Source organism: Sphingobium aromaticiconvertens (genome assembly GCF_037154075.1).
Taxonomy (GTDB): Bacteria; Pseudomonadota; Alphaproteobacteria; order Sphingomonadales; family Sphingomonadaceae; genus Sphingobium; species Sphingobium aromaticiconvertens.
On sequence record NZ_JBANRJ010000001.1, the window covers coordinates 2,870,085 to 2,885,516 of the forward strand.

General features: G+C 62.5%; 17 protein-coding genes. 9 read left to right on the forward strand and 8 right to left on the reverse strand.

Annotated elements, in window-relative coordinates:
* Window positions 1-128: 128 nt before the first annotated feature.
* Genes WFR25_RS13725 through ccmC form a run of 7 tightly spaced genes read right to left on the reverse strand, consistent with a single transcriptional unit; the run spans window position 129 to window position 4,945 of the window.
* On the reverse strand, window positions 129-770 hold the full coding sequence (locus WFR25_RS13725; protein ID WP_336974898.1) for a tetratricopeptide repeat protein: 642 nt from the start codon (window positions 768-770) through the stop codon (window positions 129-131).
* Window positions 767-1,177, reverse strand: a complete 411-nt coding sequence (locus WFR25_RS13730) for a cytochrome c-type biogenesis protein (protein ID WP_336971603.1) — start codon at window positions 1,175-1,177, stop codon at window positions 767-769. Before WFR25_RS13730 ends, WFR25_RS13725 begins: the two co-directional genes overlap by 4 nt.
* Window positions 1,174-1,701 (reverse strand): DsbE family thiol:disulfide interchange protein, encoded by a 528-nt coding sequence (locus WFR25_RS13735; RefSeq protein WP_336971605.1) that lies wholly within the window; start codon window positions 1,699-1,701, stop codon window positions 1,174-1,176. Before WFR25_RS13735 ends, WFR25_RS13730 begins: the two co-directional genes overlap by 4 nt.
* On the reverse strand, window positions 1,698-3,629 hold the full coding sequence (locus tag WFR25_RS13740) for a heme lyase CcmF/NrfE family subunit (RefSeq protein WP_336971606.1): 1,932 nt from the start codon (window positions 3,627-3,629) through the stop codon (window positions 1,698-1,700). The genes WFR25_RS13735 and WFR25_RS13740 overlap by 4 nt, the downstream gene beginning before the upstream one ends.
* Window positions 3,626-4,075 carry a cytochrome c maturation protein CcmE gene (gene ccmE / locus WFR25_RS13745; RefSeq protein ID WP_336971607.1) on the reverse strand — a complete coding sequence of 150 codons (450 nt, stop codon included), beginning with the start codon at window positions 4,073-4,075 and terminating at the stop codon, window positions 3,626-3,628. Before ccmE ends, WFR25_RS13740 begins: the two co-directional genes overlap by 4 nt.
* A gap of 10 nt (window positions 4,076-4,085) precedes the next feature.
* Window positions 4,086-4,217, reverse strand: coding sequence for a hypothetical protein (locus WFR25_RS13750; protein WP_336971608.1), 132 nt, complete (start codon window positions 4,215-4,217; stop codon window positions 4,086-4,088).
* 5 nt (window positions 4,218-4,222) lie between these two features.
* Window positions 4,223-4,945, reverse strand: coding sequence for a heme ABC transporter permease CcmC (gene ccmC, locus WFR25_RS13755; RefSeq protein ID WP_336971610.1), 723 nt, complete (start codon window positions 4,943-4,945; stop codon window positions 4,223-4,225).
* A 210-nt stretch (window positions 4,946-5,155) separates the two neighbouring features.
* Between ccmC and purF the strand changes: the two genes are divergently transcribed.
* Window positions 5,156-6,616, forward strand: a complete 1,461-nt coding sequence (purF, locus tag WFR25_RS13760; RefSeq protein ID WP_336971611.1) for an amidophosphoribosyltransferase — start codon at window positions 5,156-5,158, stop codon at window positions 6,614-6,616.
* Between the two features lie 96 nt (window positions 6,617-6,712).
* Entirely contained in the window at window positions 6,713-7,426 is a 714-nt protein-coding gene (locus tag WFR25_RS13765; RefSeq protein ID WP_336971612.1) for an SDR family NAD(P)-dependent oxidoreductase, read from the forward strand.
* On the opposite strand, the gene WFR25_RS13770 is transcribed toward WFR25_RS13765, so the two are convergent.
* Window positions 7,423-8,691 carry a cyclopropane-fatty-acyl-phospholipid synthase family protein gene (locus WFR25_RS13770; RefSeq protein WP_336971614.1) on the reverse strand — a complete coding sequence of 423 codons (1,269 nt, stop codon included), beginning with the start codon at window positions 8,689-8,691 and terminating at the stop codon, window positions 7,423-7,425. The genes WFR25_RS13765 and WFR25_RS13770 overlap by 4 nt on opposite strands.
* Before the next feature lie 318 nt (window positions 8,692-9,009).
* Between WFR25_RS13770 and WFR25_RS13775 the strand changes: the two genes are divergently transcribed.
* From WFR25_RS13775 to WFR25_RS13805, 7 genes are all read left to right on the forward strand, one after another.
* Entirely contained in the window at window positions 9,010-9,486 is a 477-nt protein-coding gene (locus WFR25_RS13775) for an RNA pyrophosphohydrolase (RefSeq protein ID WP_336971616.1), read from the forward strand.
* Window positions 9,487-9,551: 65 nt separating this feature from the next.
* The gene (locus WFR25_RS13780) at window positions 9,552-10,463 is read left to right on the forward strand and encodes a DUF481 domain-containing protein (RefSeq protein WP_336971618.1); all 912 of its coding nucleotides are present in this window, start codon (window positions 9,552-9,554) and stop codon (window positions 10,461-10,463) included.
* A 71-nt stretch (window positions 10,464-10,534) separates the two neighbouring features.
* Window positions 10,535-11,773 (forward strand): hydrolase, encoded by a 1,239-nt coding sequence (locus tag WFR25_RS13785; RefSeq protein ID WP_336971619.1) that lies wholly within the window; start codon window positions 10,535-10,537, stop codon window positions 11,771-11,773.
* A complete protein-coding gene (locus WFR25_RS13790; protein WP_336971621.1) occupies window positions 11,770-12,795 on the forward strand; it encodes an arginine N-succinyltransferase in 1,026 nt (341 codons plus the stop codon). The genes WFR25_RS13785 and WFR25_RS13790 overlap by 4 nt, the downstream gene beginning before the upstream one ends.
* Complete coding sequence (locus WFR25_RS13795) at window positions 12,792-14,054, forward strand: N-succinylarginine dihydrolase (RefSeq protein ID WP_336971622.1); 1,263 nt, start codon at window positions 12,792-12,794, stop codon at window positions 14,052-14,054. Before WFR25_RS13790 ends, WFR25_RS13795 begins: the two co-directional genes overlap by 4 nt.
* A gap of 32 nt (window positions 14,055-14,086) precedes the next feature.
* Window positions 14,087-14,308 (forward strand): hypothetical protein, encoded by a 222-nt coding sequence (locus WFR25_RS13800; protein WP_336971623.1) that lies wholly within the window; start codon window positions 14,087-14,089, stop codon window positions 14,306-14,308.
* 87 nt (window positions 14,309-14,395) lie between these two features.
* Window positions 14,396-15,289: a histidine kinase gene (locus tag WFR25_RS13805; protein WP_336971624.1), complete on the forward strand. Its 894-nt coding sequence runs from the start codon at window positions 14,396-14,398 to the stop codon at window positions 15,287-15,289.
* Window positions 15,290-15,432: the final 143 nt, after the last annotated feature.

Genomic DNA, 15,432 nt, shown 5'->3' on the forward strand with positions numbered 1-15,432 from the left:
CAAACACCCATGAAGGATAGCCGACCCCCTATATTTGATCGACCCTGCAAACCGCCGCGCCCTATCATGGGTGGATGGACCGCGCAATCGCGCGACTCAGGCGTTCGGCCTGATGATATTGCGGTGCGTCATTGCAGCACGGGGCCGCGCCCCGACAGCATCGCGTCGATACGGGCGATATTGGCCTCCAACTGGCCCTTGATCTCGCTATCGTCGGGTGCGCTGGCAGCCAGCGGCGCCCATTGATCGCGCGCCGCCTGCAATTGCCCGGCCTGCGCCAGCGCCAATCCATAGAAATAGCGGGGTGCAGGCGCCTCCGGGGCCAGCCGTGCGGCCTGACGATAGGCATAGTCGGCGCCCGGCGAAAGCATCCCGCCGCCATGTGCGACGAGCGCGTTGCCGATGCCCAGCCACAGATTGGCGTCGCCCGGCGTCTGTTTGAGGCCGGACAGGAGGACGTTGGCCGCTTCCTTCGTCTGGCCCCGGCGACCATAGCCGTCCGACATCACCAGCCATTGGGCCGCCGGGCCATAGCGATCGGCAAGGCCGCGGCGCTGCTTGGCCATATCTTCGTCGAACGGAACGACAGCCTTCTCCGCCACGCGAGGCGATCCACGCAAGGCTGGATTGCCCTGCCACGCATAACCAGCAAGGCCGAGCAGGAGTGCCGCGGCTGTCATCTCCCATGCGGTGCGCGGCAGCCGACCGATCAGCAGCATGGCGGCCAGCAGGAGTAGCGCGAGAGTGATGACAATGACCCAGCCCATCAGCGTTTCTCCCCACGCTTGAGGCGCCCGCGCATCAGGAAGGCGCCGAGTGCCAGTAGCAACAAGGGCGCAGCCCAGAGCGGCCAGAGGATCGGCGCTGCGGTCGGCTGATAGCTTACCCAGTCGCCATAGCGTTCGATCAGCCAGCCGCGAATATGCTCGGGACTTTCACCGGCCATGATCCGCTGGCGGATTTCCGATCGCATATCACCCGCCATGCTGGCATTGCTGTCGGCGATGGACTGGCTCTGGCAGGTGAGGCAGCGGATGGTGGCCATCAACTCGCTCGCCTTCTTCTCCAACGCGGGGTCCGCAATCTGGCGGTCTGCATAGAGCGCAGGCGGCAGCGCGGTCTGGGCATGAACGGGAACCGCCAGCAGCAGCGCCAGAAAAGCAAGGATACGCATCATTTCGCCCGTTCCAGCAGGGCCAGCAATTTAGGAACATCATCCTCGCGAATGTCGCCGATATGCTGGTGGGCGATGTGCCCCTGCCCGTCGATCACGAAGGTTTCGGGCACGCCCGAAGAACCCAGCGCGATCTGGACACCGGAGCGGGCATCCAGGCCGATCCGCGTATAGGGGTTGCCCCAACGGCTGAGGAAAGCGTCAACATCGGGCCGCGCGTCGCGGATGGCGATGGCGTCGATCTCCACGCCCGCCTGCTTGAGCGCCATCAATTGTGGCGCTTCGGCAGCGCAGGGGACGCACCAACTCGCGAAAATGTTAAGCAGGCGCGGCTTGCCCGTCGCCAACTGCGCGCTGGTCAGGCCGGCGCGATCGCTGGCCGCAGGCGGCAGGGTGAAGACGGGGAGTGGCTTCCCGACCAGTTTCGAGACGACCAGATGATCGTCAGGCTGCATCAAGCGACCCGCAAAAAGGACAAGCGCCCCCAGAAACAGCGCGAGCGGGAGCCAGATCATCAGGCGCTTCATGCTTCAACCCTCCGGCCGCGCCATTTATGCTGCCAGCCGCGCCGCTCACGCCCGATGAGCGCCAGCACGCCACCCAACGCGATCAGGGCGCCGCCCAGCCAGATGAACGTCACGAATGGTTTCCACCAGATACGCAATTGCCAGCGCCCCTGATCGGCCTCCTGCCCCAGAACAATATAAAGCTGACCGTTCCAGCGGGTAAGCAACGCCGCCTCCGTCGTGGTGGTCGGCGGGGTGGTGAAGAAGCGCGATTGCGGATGGATGGCGACCGGCGTGCCACCGCCCCGGCTGACCGTCATGTCCGCCTGAAGCGCGGTCCAGTTATCCCCGGCGATCGGCAAGATACGGTCGAAAACGATGGTCCAGCCAGCCGCATCGATCCGGTCACCCGGACGTGCGGCCACCAGCTTTTCTTGCGTAAAGGCTGAATCGGCCGCCATGCCAGCCACACTGACGGCACAGCCCAGATGGGCGATCACCATACCCCAGGTGAAAAGCGGCGTGCGCAAGAGGTTCCGTTTCCATAATGGCGCAAGGCTGGCGACCCCCACCCCCGCCGCGATGACAAGGCCCGCAAACGGCAACACGCCGATGGTTCGGCCGACGGTCAAGGCCAACGTCACCAGTGCAACCAGCCCGATCGCAGCGGGTACGGCAATACGGCGGGCGACGACGCCTGCCTGATCCCGCCGCCAGCGCATCAGCGGCCCGACGGCCATCGCCAGCATGAGGGTCAGCGCGATTGGTCCCGCCACCCGATCGAAATAGGGCGGCCCAACGGATACCTTGTGCCCGAACGCTTCGGTCATCAGCGGATAAAGTGTGCCGATCAGAACGACCCCCAGAATGACGGTCAGCAGCAGGTTGTTGATGACCAGCATCGTTTCCCGGCTGACCATCTGGAACTGCGCGCCCTCCCGCACCGCGCCCACGCGCCAGCCGAACAGCGCCAGCGCGCCGCCAATATAGAAAGCCAGCAGCACAAGAATGAAGGTGCCGCGCGACGGATCGACGGCAAAGGCATGAACGCTGGTCAGGATGCCCGACCGCACCAGGAATGTGCCGACCATCGACATGGAAAAGGCGACCACGGCCAGCATCACCGTCCAGGCCCGCAGCGAATCGCGGGTCGCAAGTACAGTGACGCTGTGCAGCAACGCAGTCGCGGCGAGCCACGGCATCAGCGAGGCATTTTCGACCGGGTCCCAGAACCACCAACCGCCCCAGCCCAGCTCATAATAGGCCCAATAGCTGCCCGCGGTTATGCCAAGCGTCAGCAACACCCAGGCCGCCAGCACCCACGGGCGCATGGCGCGGGCAAAGGATGCATCGACATTGCGGGTCAGCAGCGCGCCGATTGCGAAGGAGAACGCCACCGACAGGCCGACATAGCCGAGGTAGAGGGTCGGCGGGTGGAAGGCGAGGCCGGGGTCCTGCAACAGCGGATTAAGCCCCTGCCCGTCCTGCGGCGCGGGCGTGACCCGCGCGAAGGGGTTGGAGGCGAAGAGCAGGAAGGCATAGAAGCCAAGGCTGATGGCCGCCTGTCCGCCCAGCGTCGCCATATGCGTGTCACGGCGAAGCGCCCGCTCGAACAGCGCAACGGCAGCGCCCGCAAGGCCCATCACCGTCACCCACAGCAGCATCGACCCTTCATGATTGCCCCAGGTTCCAGCGAATTTGTAGAGCCAGGGCTTGGCCGAATGACTGTTGGTCGAAACCAGCAATACCGACATATCGGATCGCAGGAACAGCGCGATCAGGGCGATGAAGGCAATAGCTGTCAGCACGCCCTGTGCCACCGCGACAGGCCGCACGGCGCCCAGCAGGTCGGACTTGCCCCCTGCCAATCCAAAGGCCGTGAGCGCCAGTTGCAGGAGCGCCAGCGCGGCAGCGAACCACAACGCGGCTAGTCCAGCTTCGGCAATCATTTCCCCACCGTCTTCAGCTCGTGGCTCGTCTCATTATACTGCATCCCCTCCAGCTCCCGGGGCATATAGCGTTCGTCATGCTTGGCGAGCAGGTTGGTGGCGACAAACGTCCCGCGCGCATCGAACGCGCCCTCTGCGACGACGCCCGATCCTTCCTTGAACAGATCGGGTGCGATACCGCTGAACGTCGCGGGCACGGTCGCTTTGCCATCGGTCACGTCGAAGTGGATGGTGACGCCATCGGTTGCGCGCTTGAGGCTGTTCTTCACCACCATGCCGCCCAGGCGGATGGCTTTGCCCGGCTCCACCCCTTTGGTCTTCGCATCGCCGGGAGTGTAGAAATAAGCGGCCTCATCCTTGAGCGCGGAGGCCGCGAGCAGCCCCGCGCCGATCAACGCGATCAGCGCGACCAGCGCCAGAATGAGCCTTTGATTCTTCGCTTTCATGATGGGGCCTTCATCGCGCGGACACCTCTTCCGCCTGCCGCTCCGCGCGGCGCATGGCGCGATAGCTGGCAATGCTGACTCCCGCCGTCCCCAACAGGGTAAGCGCATAGGCGGCGATGACGAATATCCATTGATTGTGCATGACGATCAGCCCCGGGCCAGACGCTGAAGCCGCGCCTCGATCTTGTTCGTCGCCAGAATCGCGCGCATCCGCATGAGAACGATGGCAGCAAAAAGCAGCGTGAAACCCAGCAGCGTCAACCCGAGCGGCCAGAGAAGCGACCCGTCGATGCTGGAACCGCGCATGGTGATGCTAGGCCCTTGATGCAGGCTGTTCCACCAGACAACCGAGCGGTTGATGATCGGAATATTGACCGCCCCGACCAGCCCGAAGATCGCGGTTACAGGGCTGACGCCACCCTGCCCATCCCGTGCGCTAGCCTGCGCCAGCGCGATATACCCCAGGTAGAGGAACAGGAGGACCAGCATGGAGGTCATACGTCCGTCCCATTCCCACCATGTTCCCCAGGTCGGGCGCCCCCATATCGAGCCGGTGACAAGGCAGATGGCGGTGAACAGCGCACCCGGCGCGGCGATGGCGCGGCCCGCTATGCTGGCCAGCGGATGACGCCACACCAGTTGCATCAGCCCTGCGATAGCGATCCCCGACCAGCCAGCCATGCCCAGCCAGGCGGCGGGCACATGAATATAGAGAATGCGGACCGTTTCCCCCTGAAGATAGTCGGCGGGTGTCAGCAAAAGGCCACAGACACAGCCTGCCAGTAGCAGGATGAAGCCAGACCAGAACAGCCAGCCGGTCAACGGCCGGGCGATCTTGAGAAAGCGTGTGGGATTGGCGAAGCGGTGCATTATGTCCGCGTCTTTAGCGGCGTGCGGGCGGCAAGACCAGTAGGGCTTTCAACCCATTGCGACCACGATGAGGCGGTGCTTTCCACCCATTTGCAACCTGAGAAGGCCTTTTTTGTTACAGGAGGGCGACAAACCGACTTGAAGACACTATATGCGCGCCATCAGCGTCATTGATGGCGCGCAGGATCGGCAGTGGACCCGTTCAAGCTCATGCTCAGCACGAACCCTTTTGACGACGACAAGTTGCGTGAAGAATGCGGCGTTTTTGGCATCTCCAGTGCGGAAACCGCATCGGCGATTGTCGCGCTTGGCCTGCACGCGCTCCAGCATCGGGGGCAGGAAGCTGCCGGTATCACCAGCTGGGACGGCCATGATTTCCATACCCACCGGGCAATGGGCCATGTGGCGGGCAATTTCGACCGCGACGAAGTGATTCGCGGGCTGCCGGGTCACACCGCCTGTGGCCATGTGCGTTATTCGACGACGGGAGAAACCTCGCTGCGCAACGTGCAGCCGCTTTATGCCGAACTGAATTCGGGCGGTTTCGCGATCGCGCACAACGGCAACATCTCCAATGCGATGAAGCTGCGCCGCGAACTGATTCGCCGCGGGTCGATCTTTCAGTCTACGTCGGACACCGAAGTCATCATCCATCTGGTGGCGACGTCCAACTATCGCACTCTTCTCGACAAGTTCATCGACGCGCTGAAGCAGGTCGAAGGTGCCTATTCCCTGATCGTGATGACGCCTGAGGGCATGATCGCCTGCCGCGACCCGCTGGGCATTCGTCCGCTGGTCATGGGCAAGCTCGGCGATTCGACGATTTTCGCTTCGGAAACCGTCGCGCTGGACGTCGTGGGTGCCGAATATGTCCGCTCGATCGATCCGGGCGAACTGGTGATCGTCACCCATGAGGGCGAAGTCCGCAGCCATCGCCCCTTTGGCGAAGTGCATCCGCGTCCCTGCATCTTTGAGCATGTCTATTTCAGCCGCCCTGATTCGATCGTCGATGGCTCCAGCGTCTATTCGGTCCGCAAGGCGATTGGCGCGCAACTGGCAATCGAAAATCCGGTCGAGGCGGATTATGTCATTCCCGTGCCTGATAGCGGCGTTCCCGCAGCGATTGGTTATGCCCAGCAATCGGGCATCCCATTCGAACTGGGCATCATCCGCTCCCACTATATCGGTCGCACCTTCATCCAGCCGGGCGACAAGGTCCGCCATCTGGGCGTGAAGCTGAAACACAACGCCAACCGAGCGCTCATCCAGGGCAAGCGGATCGTGCTGGTCGACGATTCGATCGTGCGCGGCACCACGTCACTGAAGATCGTGCAGATGATGCGCGAAGCGGGCGCGGCAGAGGTCCATATGCGGATCGCCAGCCCACCGACCAAGCATAGCTGCTTCTACGGCGTCGATACGCCGGAGCGGAGCAAATTGCTGGCGCACCGGCTGGATGTGGGCGGAATGCAGGATTTCATCCATGCGGACAGCCTGTCCTTCATCTCGATAGATGGTCTGTACAAGGCGTTGGGCGAAGCGAAGCGCGCGGACATCCGGCCGCAATATTGCGACGCCTGCTTCACCGGTGAATATCCCACCAGCCTGACCGATCAGGACGATGCCGTGGTGCAGAACCAGTTCGAACTGCTCGCCGAGCGGGTGGTTTGACGACTATCTAAGGCCGCTCTTCCGGCGCAGGCCGGGAGCGACAGCTTCTCCTCCAGCATATAGAGACTCCGGCCATTGCTGGAATGACGAGGCATTATGACCGATCTTCCCCTCACCGGAAAACTCGCCCTTGTGACCGGCGCCAGCCGGGGCATCGGCGCGGAGACGGCCAAGGCGCTGGGCGCTGCGGGCGCACATGTCATCCTGACCGCGCGAACCACGGGCGCGCTGGAAGAAGTCGAGGAAGCGATCCATGCCGCAGGCGGCAGCGCTACGATCGCGCCGCTGGACCTGACCGACGGCGAGAGCATCGGGCGACTGGCGGGCGCGGTGACGGGCCGCTGGCAGGCGCTCGACTATCTGGTGCTGAACGCAGCGACGTTGGGCAGCCTGGCCTCCGTTCCGGCGATTGATGCGAAGGAATTGGCGCGGTTGCTCACCCTCAACATCGGCGCACAGCAGGCGATAATTGCCGCCTTCGACCCGATGTTGCGTGCCAGCAGCGATGCGCGGGTTGTGGCCGTCACCTCCTCGGTCGGCGCGAAGCCGCGCGCCTATTGGGCCGCCTATGGTGCGTCCAAGGCCGCGCTGGACATATTGGTGGGCTGCTATGGCGAGGAAATGAAGAATATCTCCGCCATCCGCACCCATATCGTCGATCCCGGCGCAACCCGCACCGCCATGCGCGCGCGCGCCTTTCCGGGTGAAGACCCCGCGACGGTAAAGGGACCGGAGGTCGTGGCGCAGGCAATCCTGAACCTCGTCACCAGCGACGCGCCCAGCGGCCATCGCATCAGGGTCGAAGCCTAACCGCCCGGCTTGACGAGCGTCACCTGGGCCACATCGATCGTGCCGCCCAGAAAGCCGCCCTCGCAGTACATGAGATAATAGCGCCACAGCTTCACGAAGCGTTCGTCGAACTGCGTCGGAAGGTGGCCCGCGTCCACGGCTGCATCGAAACGCTCACGCCATCGCCGCAATGTGGTGGCATAATGCGGGCCGAAACGATGCACATCGCGCCATTCCAGCCCCTGCGCCTCCGCCAGCGCGCGGAAACGACTCTCCGACATCAACATTCCACCGGGGAACACATAGGTCTGGATGAAGTCGGCGGCGGCGGCGTAGCTGGGGAAGATGGCGTCATCGATCAGGATATACTGGATCGCCGCGCGACCACCCGGCCTCAACAGCCGGTCGATCGCGGCGACATAATCGGGCCAGTAGCGCTGGCCGACCGCTTCGATCATCTCAACGCTGGCGATCGCGTCATATTGGCCCACAGCATCGCGATAGTCGGTCAGCAATATATTCGCGTCGTCGCCTAACCTATGTCGGGCATAATCGGCCTGCTCGACCGAGAGGGTAAGACCATCATATTTTATGGGCGCACGCGCCAATGCCTGTGCAGCAAGACCACCCCAGCCGCAGCCTATTTCCAGCAATGTTTTGCCGGGCGCCAGATCAAGCCGGTCCAGGATCGCATCGACCTTGCGCGCCTGAGCTACTTCCAAATCCTCTTTCACATTATCAGGATCTCTGAACAAGGCACTGGAATAATGCATATTCCTGTCCAGCCACAGCGTATAAAAATCATTGCCCAGATCATAGTGAAAGGCAATGTTCCGGCGCGATCCGCTCCGGGTGTTACGATGAAGAACATGCCATGCAAGTCCGATCCAGCGGGTCGGGCCATGCGGACGCGCGGTCGCGCCCAGCGATACGGCATTGGCCATGAACAGCGCGAAGAGGGGAACAGGATCGGGACTGCTCCATTCCCCCGCCGCCCAGGCGCGATACCATCCAGCCGATCCGCCAGCCGCCAACCGCAGCAAGGCCCGCCAGCTATGCAGGTCGACATGGCATTCCGGCCCGGCATTCCGGCCGCCCAATATGCGGACGCTCCCATCGGGCAGCGTTCCGTTCAACGTGCCGATAGTCAGCCCCGAATCGATCCGGTCAATCAGGCGATGAAAGATGGGCGCCACCCAGCGCGAAACCCGTCCGCCACCGCGCGATGACGACAGAAGAGGGCGCGTTCTGGCGCGCCGCGGGCGTTTCGGGTCGATCGCATTCATAGCCGATCTTTGCATCAACCCGGCGCGCGCTTCAATCACGCTTTCAAGTGTGTGGATAGGCGGCCAACGTGCGTTTGCAAACGCCGTTGAGGAGGCGCCTCACCGGGTACTGGAGAATCGATGTCGATGGAATGTGCTGATTTCAAGCTGCGCTTTGGGAAAGACGTCAAAGACTATGTTGATCGACGTCATGCCATCGGGCAATGGACGCGCGCAGTGTGTACGCCTATCCTGCGCTGACGTCGTCAGACTGGCGCGGCACGGCAGGCAACGATGCCGCTAATCATAAGATGATTTTTCAGGGACATATTGGCCGACATGCCCAAGAGTGCAGAACTTCCTTACCGGCCCTGCGTGGGAATCATGCTGGTGAACATGGACGGTAAGGTCTTTGTCGGCCAGCGACTCGATAACAAGGTGGAAGCCTGGCAGATGCCGCAGGGGGGAATCGACGAAGGCGAAGATCCGCGCCTGGCCGCGATCCGTGAATTGGGGGAGGAAACCGGCATCGGTCCCGATCATGTCGAGATCATCGCCACGACCCGCGAGGAACATTTCTACGACCTGCCCGCCGATCTTGTAGGCAAGGTGTGGGGTGGCAAATTTCGGGGCCAGCGGCAAATCTGGTATCTTGCCCGCTTCACCGGTACGGATGGCGATATCAATATCCAGACAAGCCACCCCGAGTTCGGCGCCTGGAAATGGGCGGCTCCGGAAACGCTTCCCGACCTGATCGTGCCCTTTAAGAAAAAGCTGTATCGTGATGTCCTGCAGGAGTTTCACGACCTTATCTAAATCTGACGCGGTTCGCCGCGTGGGGGTTTAAAATCATATTATTGTCGGAGTATAGGGCATGCATCATGCGCGCCCTTTCCTTCCTCGCCGTTCTTGCGATCGCTTCGTCGATCTCGTCTCCAGCATGGGCGGACGCCCCGCCCCTGCTGCCCCCCTCCGTTCGGGAAATGTTGGAGGCGGCCATCGCCAACGGCAGTGAGAATGACATCGCGACTGTCGCCAAGATCGCTCAACAGACCAATCCTGGCTCAGCCGATGAAATCGCGAAAATGGTCCAAAGCTGGAAGGATCGGACGAAGAAAACGCGCGAGCAGGTCATTCGCGAGGCCAGTTTTACCCAATTATGGAGCGGCCGGATAGAAGTGGGTGGCTTCCGATCGACCGGATCAACCAGCGAACTGGGCTTGAGCGGCAGTGCGAAAATCAAACGCACGGGCATTCAATGGTCGCACGAATTGCTGGCCAGCGCCGATCACCGTGAAGCAAACGGCATCGTATCACGCGACCGCTACCTTGTTTCCTATCAACCCAAATATCAGTTCGATCCGCGCGGCTTCGCCTATGGCCTGCTCTTGTTCGAACGCGATCCGGCGATTGGCTATGACGCGCGTTACACCGCTTCGACAGGTATCGGTTACAAACTGATCGTCAGCACACCGCTGGACCTTCAGGTCGATATCGGTCCGTCAATCCGTTCGACCAATTATACCGATAGCCTTACGGAAACAAAGCTGGGCGGACGTGGATCGCTGGACCTGGCCTGGCGGCTGGCGCCCAACCTGACCTTCAAGCAGACTGCTTCGGGCTATGCCGAACGCGACGTCTATACGTTCAACGCGCTCAGCGCGCTGGAAACAAAGGTCGCCACGAACTGGGCGGCGCGTTTTTCCTACATGGTTCAGTATGAAAGCGAATCGCTGTTGACCGACAAGGCTTTCGATACGTTGAGCCGCGTGACGCTGACCTACGATTTCTGACTGCAACTCCAATGGGCAGGGGTGGAGGCTGGCGTAGCCGTCTGATACACTTCTGACATGAGCGGCCCGACATGAGCAAATTGCAGCACAGTGAACAGACGGTCGTGGATCACGCGTCGGACGCGCCGATGCTGGACGCGGTGTTGCGCTGGAGCGCGGTGAACAGCGGATCGCGCAACCTGGATGGCCTTCGCACTATGGCCACGCTGCTCGCCGACGCCTTTTCAGTGCTGCCCGGTGCGATCACGCTGGTCGATCCTGTACCGGTCGAGACTGTCGATGCGGATGGACGCCTTCATCCGCTTCTGCACGGCCAGCATCTTCGTCTGTCGGTCAGGCCCGAAGCGCCCCGCCGCATCCTGCTGACCGGCCATATGGACACGGTGTTCGCGGCCGATCATCCATTCCAGACCACCCGCTGGTTAGAGGATCGCGTGTTGAACGGCCCCGGCGTCGCCGACATGAAGGGCGGGATCGCGCTGATGCTGGCGGCGCTGACCGCGTTTGAGCGCGCGTCGGAAGCAACAGCGCTAGGCTATGACGTCATTCTCAATAGTGACGAGGAGGTAGGCAGCCCCTCCTCCGCCGCGCTGATCGCAAACATGGCACAGGGAAAACTCGCCGCGCTGACGTATGAACCCGCGCTGCCGGACGGAACGCTGGCGGGCGCACGGGCAGGCAGCGGTAACTTCTCGATCATTGTCACTGGCCGTAGCGCCCATGCCGGTCGCAATCCGCAGGATGGACGCAATGCGATCGTCGCCGCTGCGGACATTGCCCTGCGGTTGAAGGCGGCGAGTGGGGATGGGTTTTCGTGCAATCCGGCACGGATCGACGGCGGCGGACCGAATAATGTCGTGCCCGACCATGCCGTGCTGCGCATCAATTTCCGGCCCCGCACGTCCGCAGACGAACAGGTGGCCAGCGCCTTGATTGACCGCGTGATGGCGGAGGTCGCGCAGGATCATGACGTCATGGTGCGCCGGCATGGTGGCTTTGGCCGCCCGCCAAAACCGATGGACGCCAAGGCACTGGCCCTGTTCGACCTGGTGCAGCAGTGCGGCGCGGACCTTGGCCTGCCGATCGGCTGGCGTGACACCGGCGGGGTGTGCGATGGCAATAATATCGCGGCCTGCGGAGTCCCGGTGGTCGACACGATGGGCGCGCGGGGCGGAAACATCCACAGCGGTGAAGAATTTTTGCTGACACAGAGCCTGCCGGAACGGGCCGCCCTGTCGGCATTATCGCTGATGCGGATCGCGCAGGGTCGGTTTGACCAACAGCGCTTTAGAGAGGGGACCAGCCTTTGAGCTTTTTCATGCGTAACGCGCGGCCGGACGACCTTCAGACGCTGTATGAAATGGCGAAGCTGACCGGGGGCGGCTTTACCAACCTGCCGCCCGACCGCACGTCGTTGATGGCGAAGCTGGAGCGGACTGCGCAAGCGCTGGACCGGGCAGAAGGCGGCATTGAGGATGAACTGATCGTCATGGTGCTGGTCAACAGCGCCACCGGACAGGTGCGGGGTACGTGCCAGATTTTCAGCATCGTCGGGCAACACTGGCCTTTCTATTCCTATCGGCTGGGCATGTTGACCCAACATAGCCGCGAGCTGGAGCGGACTTTCCGCGCGCAGATGCTGTCGCTGACGACCGATCTGGAGGGTTCGACCGAAGTGGGAGGCCTGTTCCTGCACCCGCGCGAACGAGCGGAGGGGCTGGGCCTGCTGCTCGCGCGCAGCCGTTACCTCTATATCCGCGGTCACAGGCCGCGCTTTGGCGACCGGATCATTGCCGAACTGCGCGGCGTGATTGACGAGGCGGGTGGATCGCCCTTCTGGGATGGCCTCGCAGGCCGTTTCTTTGGCATGAGCTTTCAGGAGGCGGACGAGTTTAATGCCGTGAACGGCAACCAGTTCATCGCCGACCTGATGCCCAAGACGCCCATCTATACCGCGATGCTGACCGACAGCGCGCGCGCGGTGATCGGCCTGCCCCACCCCAGCGGTCGCGCGGCGATGCGGATGCTGGAGACGGAGGGTTTCGCCAACCCCGGTTATGTCGATATTTTCGATGGCGGTCCGACACTGGTGGGGCAGATTGACAGCCTGAAGACCATTGCTCAGGCCCGCGACGTGACGCTGGCCGGAATTGCGGATGACGACGCAGGTGGGCAGCGAATGCTGGTGGCGTCTGGTCGGCTGGCTGATTATCGCTGCGCCTATGGGCTGGTTACGGATGGCGATGAGGGCAGCGTGATGCTCGACCGGACCAGCGCGACGCTGATCGGGGTCGAACCGGGGCAGAGCTTCACCATTGCGGGGCGCGCATGACCGTCAGGGAAATCAATTTCGACGGCATCATCGGTCCCAGCCATAATTATGCGGGCCTCAGCCTTGGCAACCTGGCCTCGACGAGCCATGCCGGTGCAGTCTCTCGCCCCCGCGCGGCCGCGTTGCAGGGCATCGACAAGATGCGCGCAAACCTGCGGCTGGGACTGACACAAGGTATATTCCTGCCGCAATGGCGGCCCAACGCGCACTGGCTGGCGTCTCTCGGCACATCGCTGGCGGAAGCGCAGCCCCATATTCGTGCGGCGGCGATGTCCGCATCCTCCATGTGGGCCGCCAATGCGGCGACCGTCTCCCCGGCCAGCGACACCGCCGATGGCCTTACCCACGTCACCGTCGCCAATCTGATGACGATGCCGCATCGCAGCCATGAATGGCCGCAGACGCTGAACCAGTTGCGGACCGCCTTCTCTGCGCGCGACGCCTTCGTGATACATGACCCCATCCCGGCGCCCTTTGGCGATGAAGGCGCGGCCAACCATATGCGGCTGTGTGAGGGGCATGATGTGCCGGGCGTCGAAATATTCGTCTATGGCGAGGCGGGGGGGCCCTTCCCCGCCCGCCAGCATGTCGAAGCGAGCCGGGCCGTCGCGCGGCTGCACGGCCTGTCGCCCGCCCGCACGCTTTTCGTCCAGCAAAGCGAGGAGGCGATCGCGGCAGGCGCCTTCCACAATGACGTAGTCGCGGTAGCGAACGAGACGGTGATCTTCGCGCATGAACAGGCCTTCGCGGACAAGGATCGATTTTACGCAGCGCTGCGCGATATGCTGCCCGCCGTTCAGGTCATTGAGGTGCCCGCTAGTGCGATCAGCCTGATCGACGCGATTCGCAGCTATCTGTTCAACGCCCAACTGGTAACGCTGCCCGATGGCGGCGGCATGGCGCTGATCTTGCCAAGCGAAGCACAAAGCGTGCCCGCCGTCTGGCAATGGCTGGAGGCAATGGTCGCAGGCAATGGGCCGATCCGCAAACTGGAGCCGGTCGATGTGCGCCAGTCGATGGCCAATGGCGGCGGCCCCGCCTGTCTGCGCCTGCGGGTGGTCGCAAACCCTGCCGATATCGACCCCCGCTTTCTGGTAGACGAAGAAAAGCTGGACGCCATCGCCGCCATCGTCGCTGCCTATTGGCCCGAAGAAATCGCGCCCGACGACCTCAACGACACACGGTTGATCGCATCGATCGAACAATCGTGGTTAACCCTTGTTGACCATTTGGGCCTGTCGGGCGATCTATTGCCATAGCAAGTCGGGGGGCCGACGGCTGGCAGGATGAGATGGACCGGATCAAGCGCCTTTTCACGATCAAGACCAAGTTCGAGGCGTTTCTGGTCATCTATGCGCTGGCGCTGGGTGCGGCAGAGCGCGGCGTCGTCTATATGCAGCAATATCCAGGCTTTGGCGGCCAGTTGCTGGCACTGGCCTGCACTGGCGCTGTATTCATGTCCGGCGGCATGATCATCGATATGGTGGAATTACGGCGCCACCAATATGCCTGATCCCCGTTCGATCCGAATTGGAGGCGATCACGCTATCCGATAAAGCGACCTTCCCTATCCTGCGGTCAAACAGGTGGGGAGATCGAGATGAACCAGCTACGCACACCCGTACAGGGCCACCATGTGACAGCAGCTGAACTGGTCCGCAATTTCGCACATTGGCGCGATATTGGTGCACGCGATCCCGTCCTTGTGACCCATCATGGCCGGGAAACCCATATGCTGCTGGGCATCGACCATTATCGCAAACTGTCGCGCATGGATCGTCAACAGGATAAGGAAGGGGCCGATGCGCGGGTGCGCGACCTAGCAACCAGTCTGCATGAAGGGTTGATCCTCTGCATGGCGGACTTCCTGATTGATGTCGCCAATCCCGCTGCGCTGGCGATGACCCGGCGGCGTCACGAACCGATCGAGGGCATTTTGCTGTGGGATGCTATCCCCGAACTCAGCAACACGCTGATAGAAGCGCATCTGCGCCATAGCCTGACCAGCGGTACGCGCAGCGCGGCGGACATCCCCTCTCCCTTCTTCCCCGATAGCTGGCTGCACGTTGAGAGCTTCGCCTTTGGCGAGGGCGTCGCCCTGCTGCTGCGCGACATCAGTCAGGATGTCAGCCAGCACCGTCTGGCCGATGCCAAGACCGCCATGTTGCGGGCGATGGAAGTGCATGGAGGGGTGGCCTATGCGCGGCTTTCGGCCCGTGGTTTCATCGATTTCATCAATCCGGGCTTCTGCACCCTCATCGGCTTGCCCGAGGAACGACTACGGCAAATACCGCTGCCCGACCTTGCCGATGTCGCCAGCCGCGCACCGTTGCGCGAAGGACTGGAGGGCGTGCTGCGCGGCGAAGGCGATCGGCTGCTGCGCGCGGCGCTCCTCACTAACCGGGGCGAGCTGGTGTCCGTCGACATCGCGCTGGTGCGCTTGCAAGGCACTTATGGCACCGAAGGCGCCATGGCGATCTTGACTCGGGCCTGAGCCAGACGCGCGAGAGAGAATGACGATGGCCTGGGACGCCACGAGTACGCCACCAGTACAATAATTTGATCCATTTCGGTGGCAATCGCTATCCTTCGCTAAATCATCGCTGCTGTCGGGCGATCCACCCCTCTCCCGCGGGA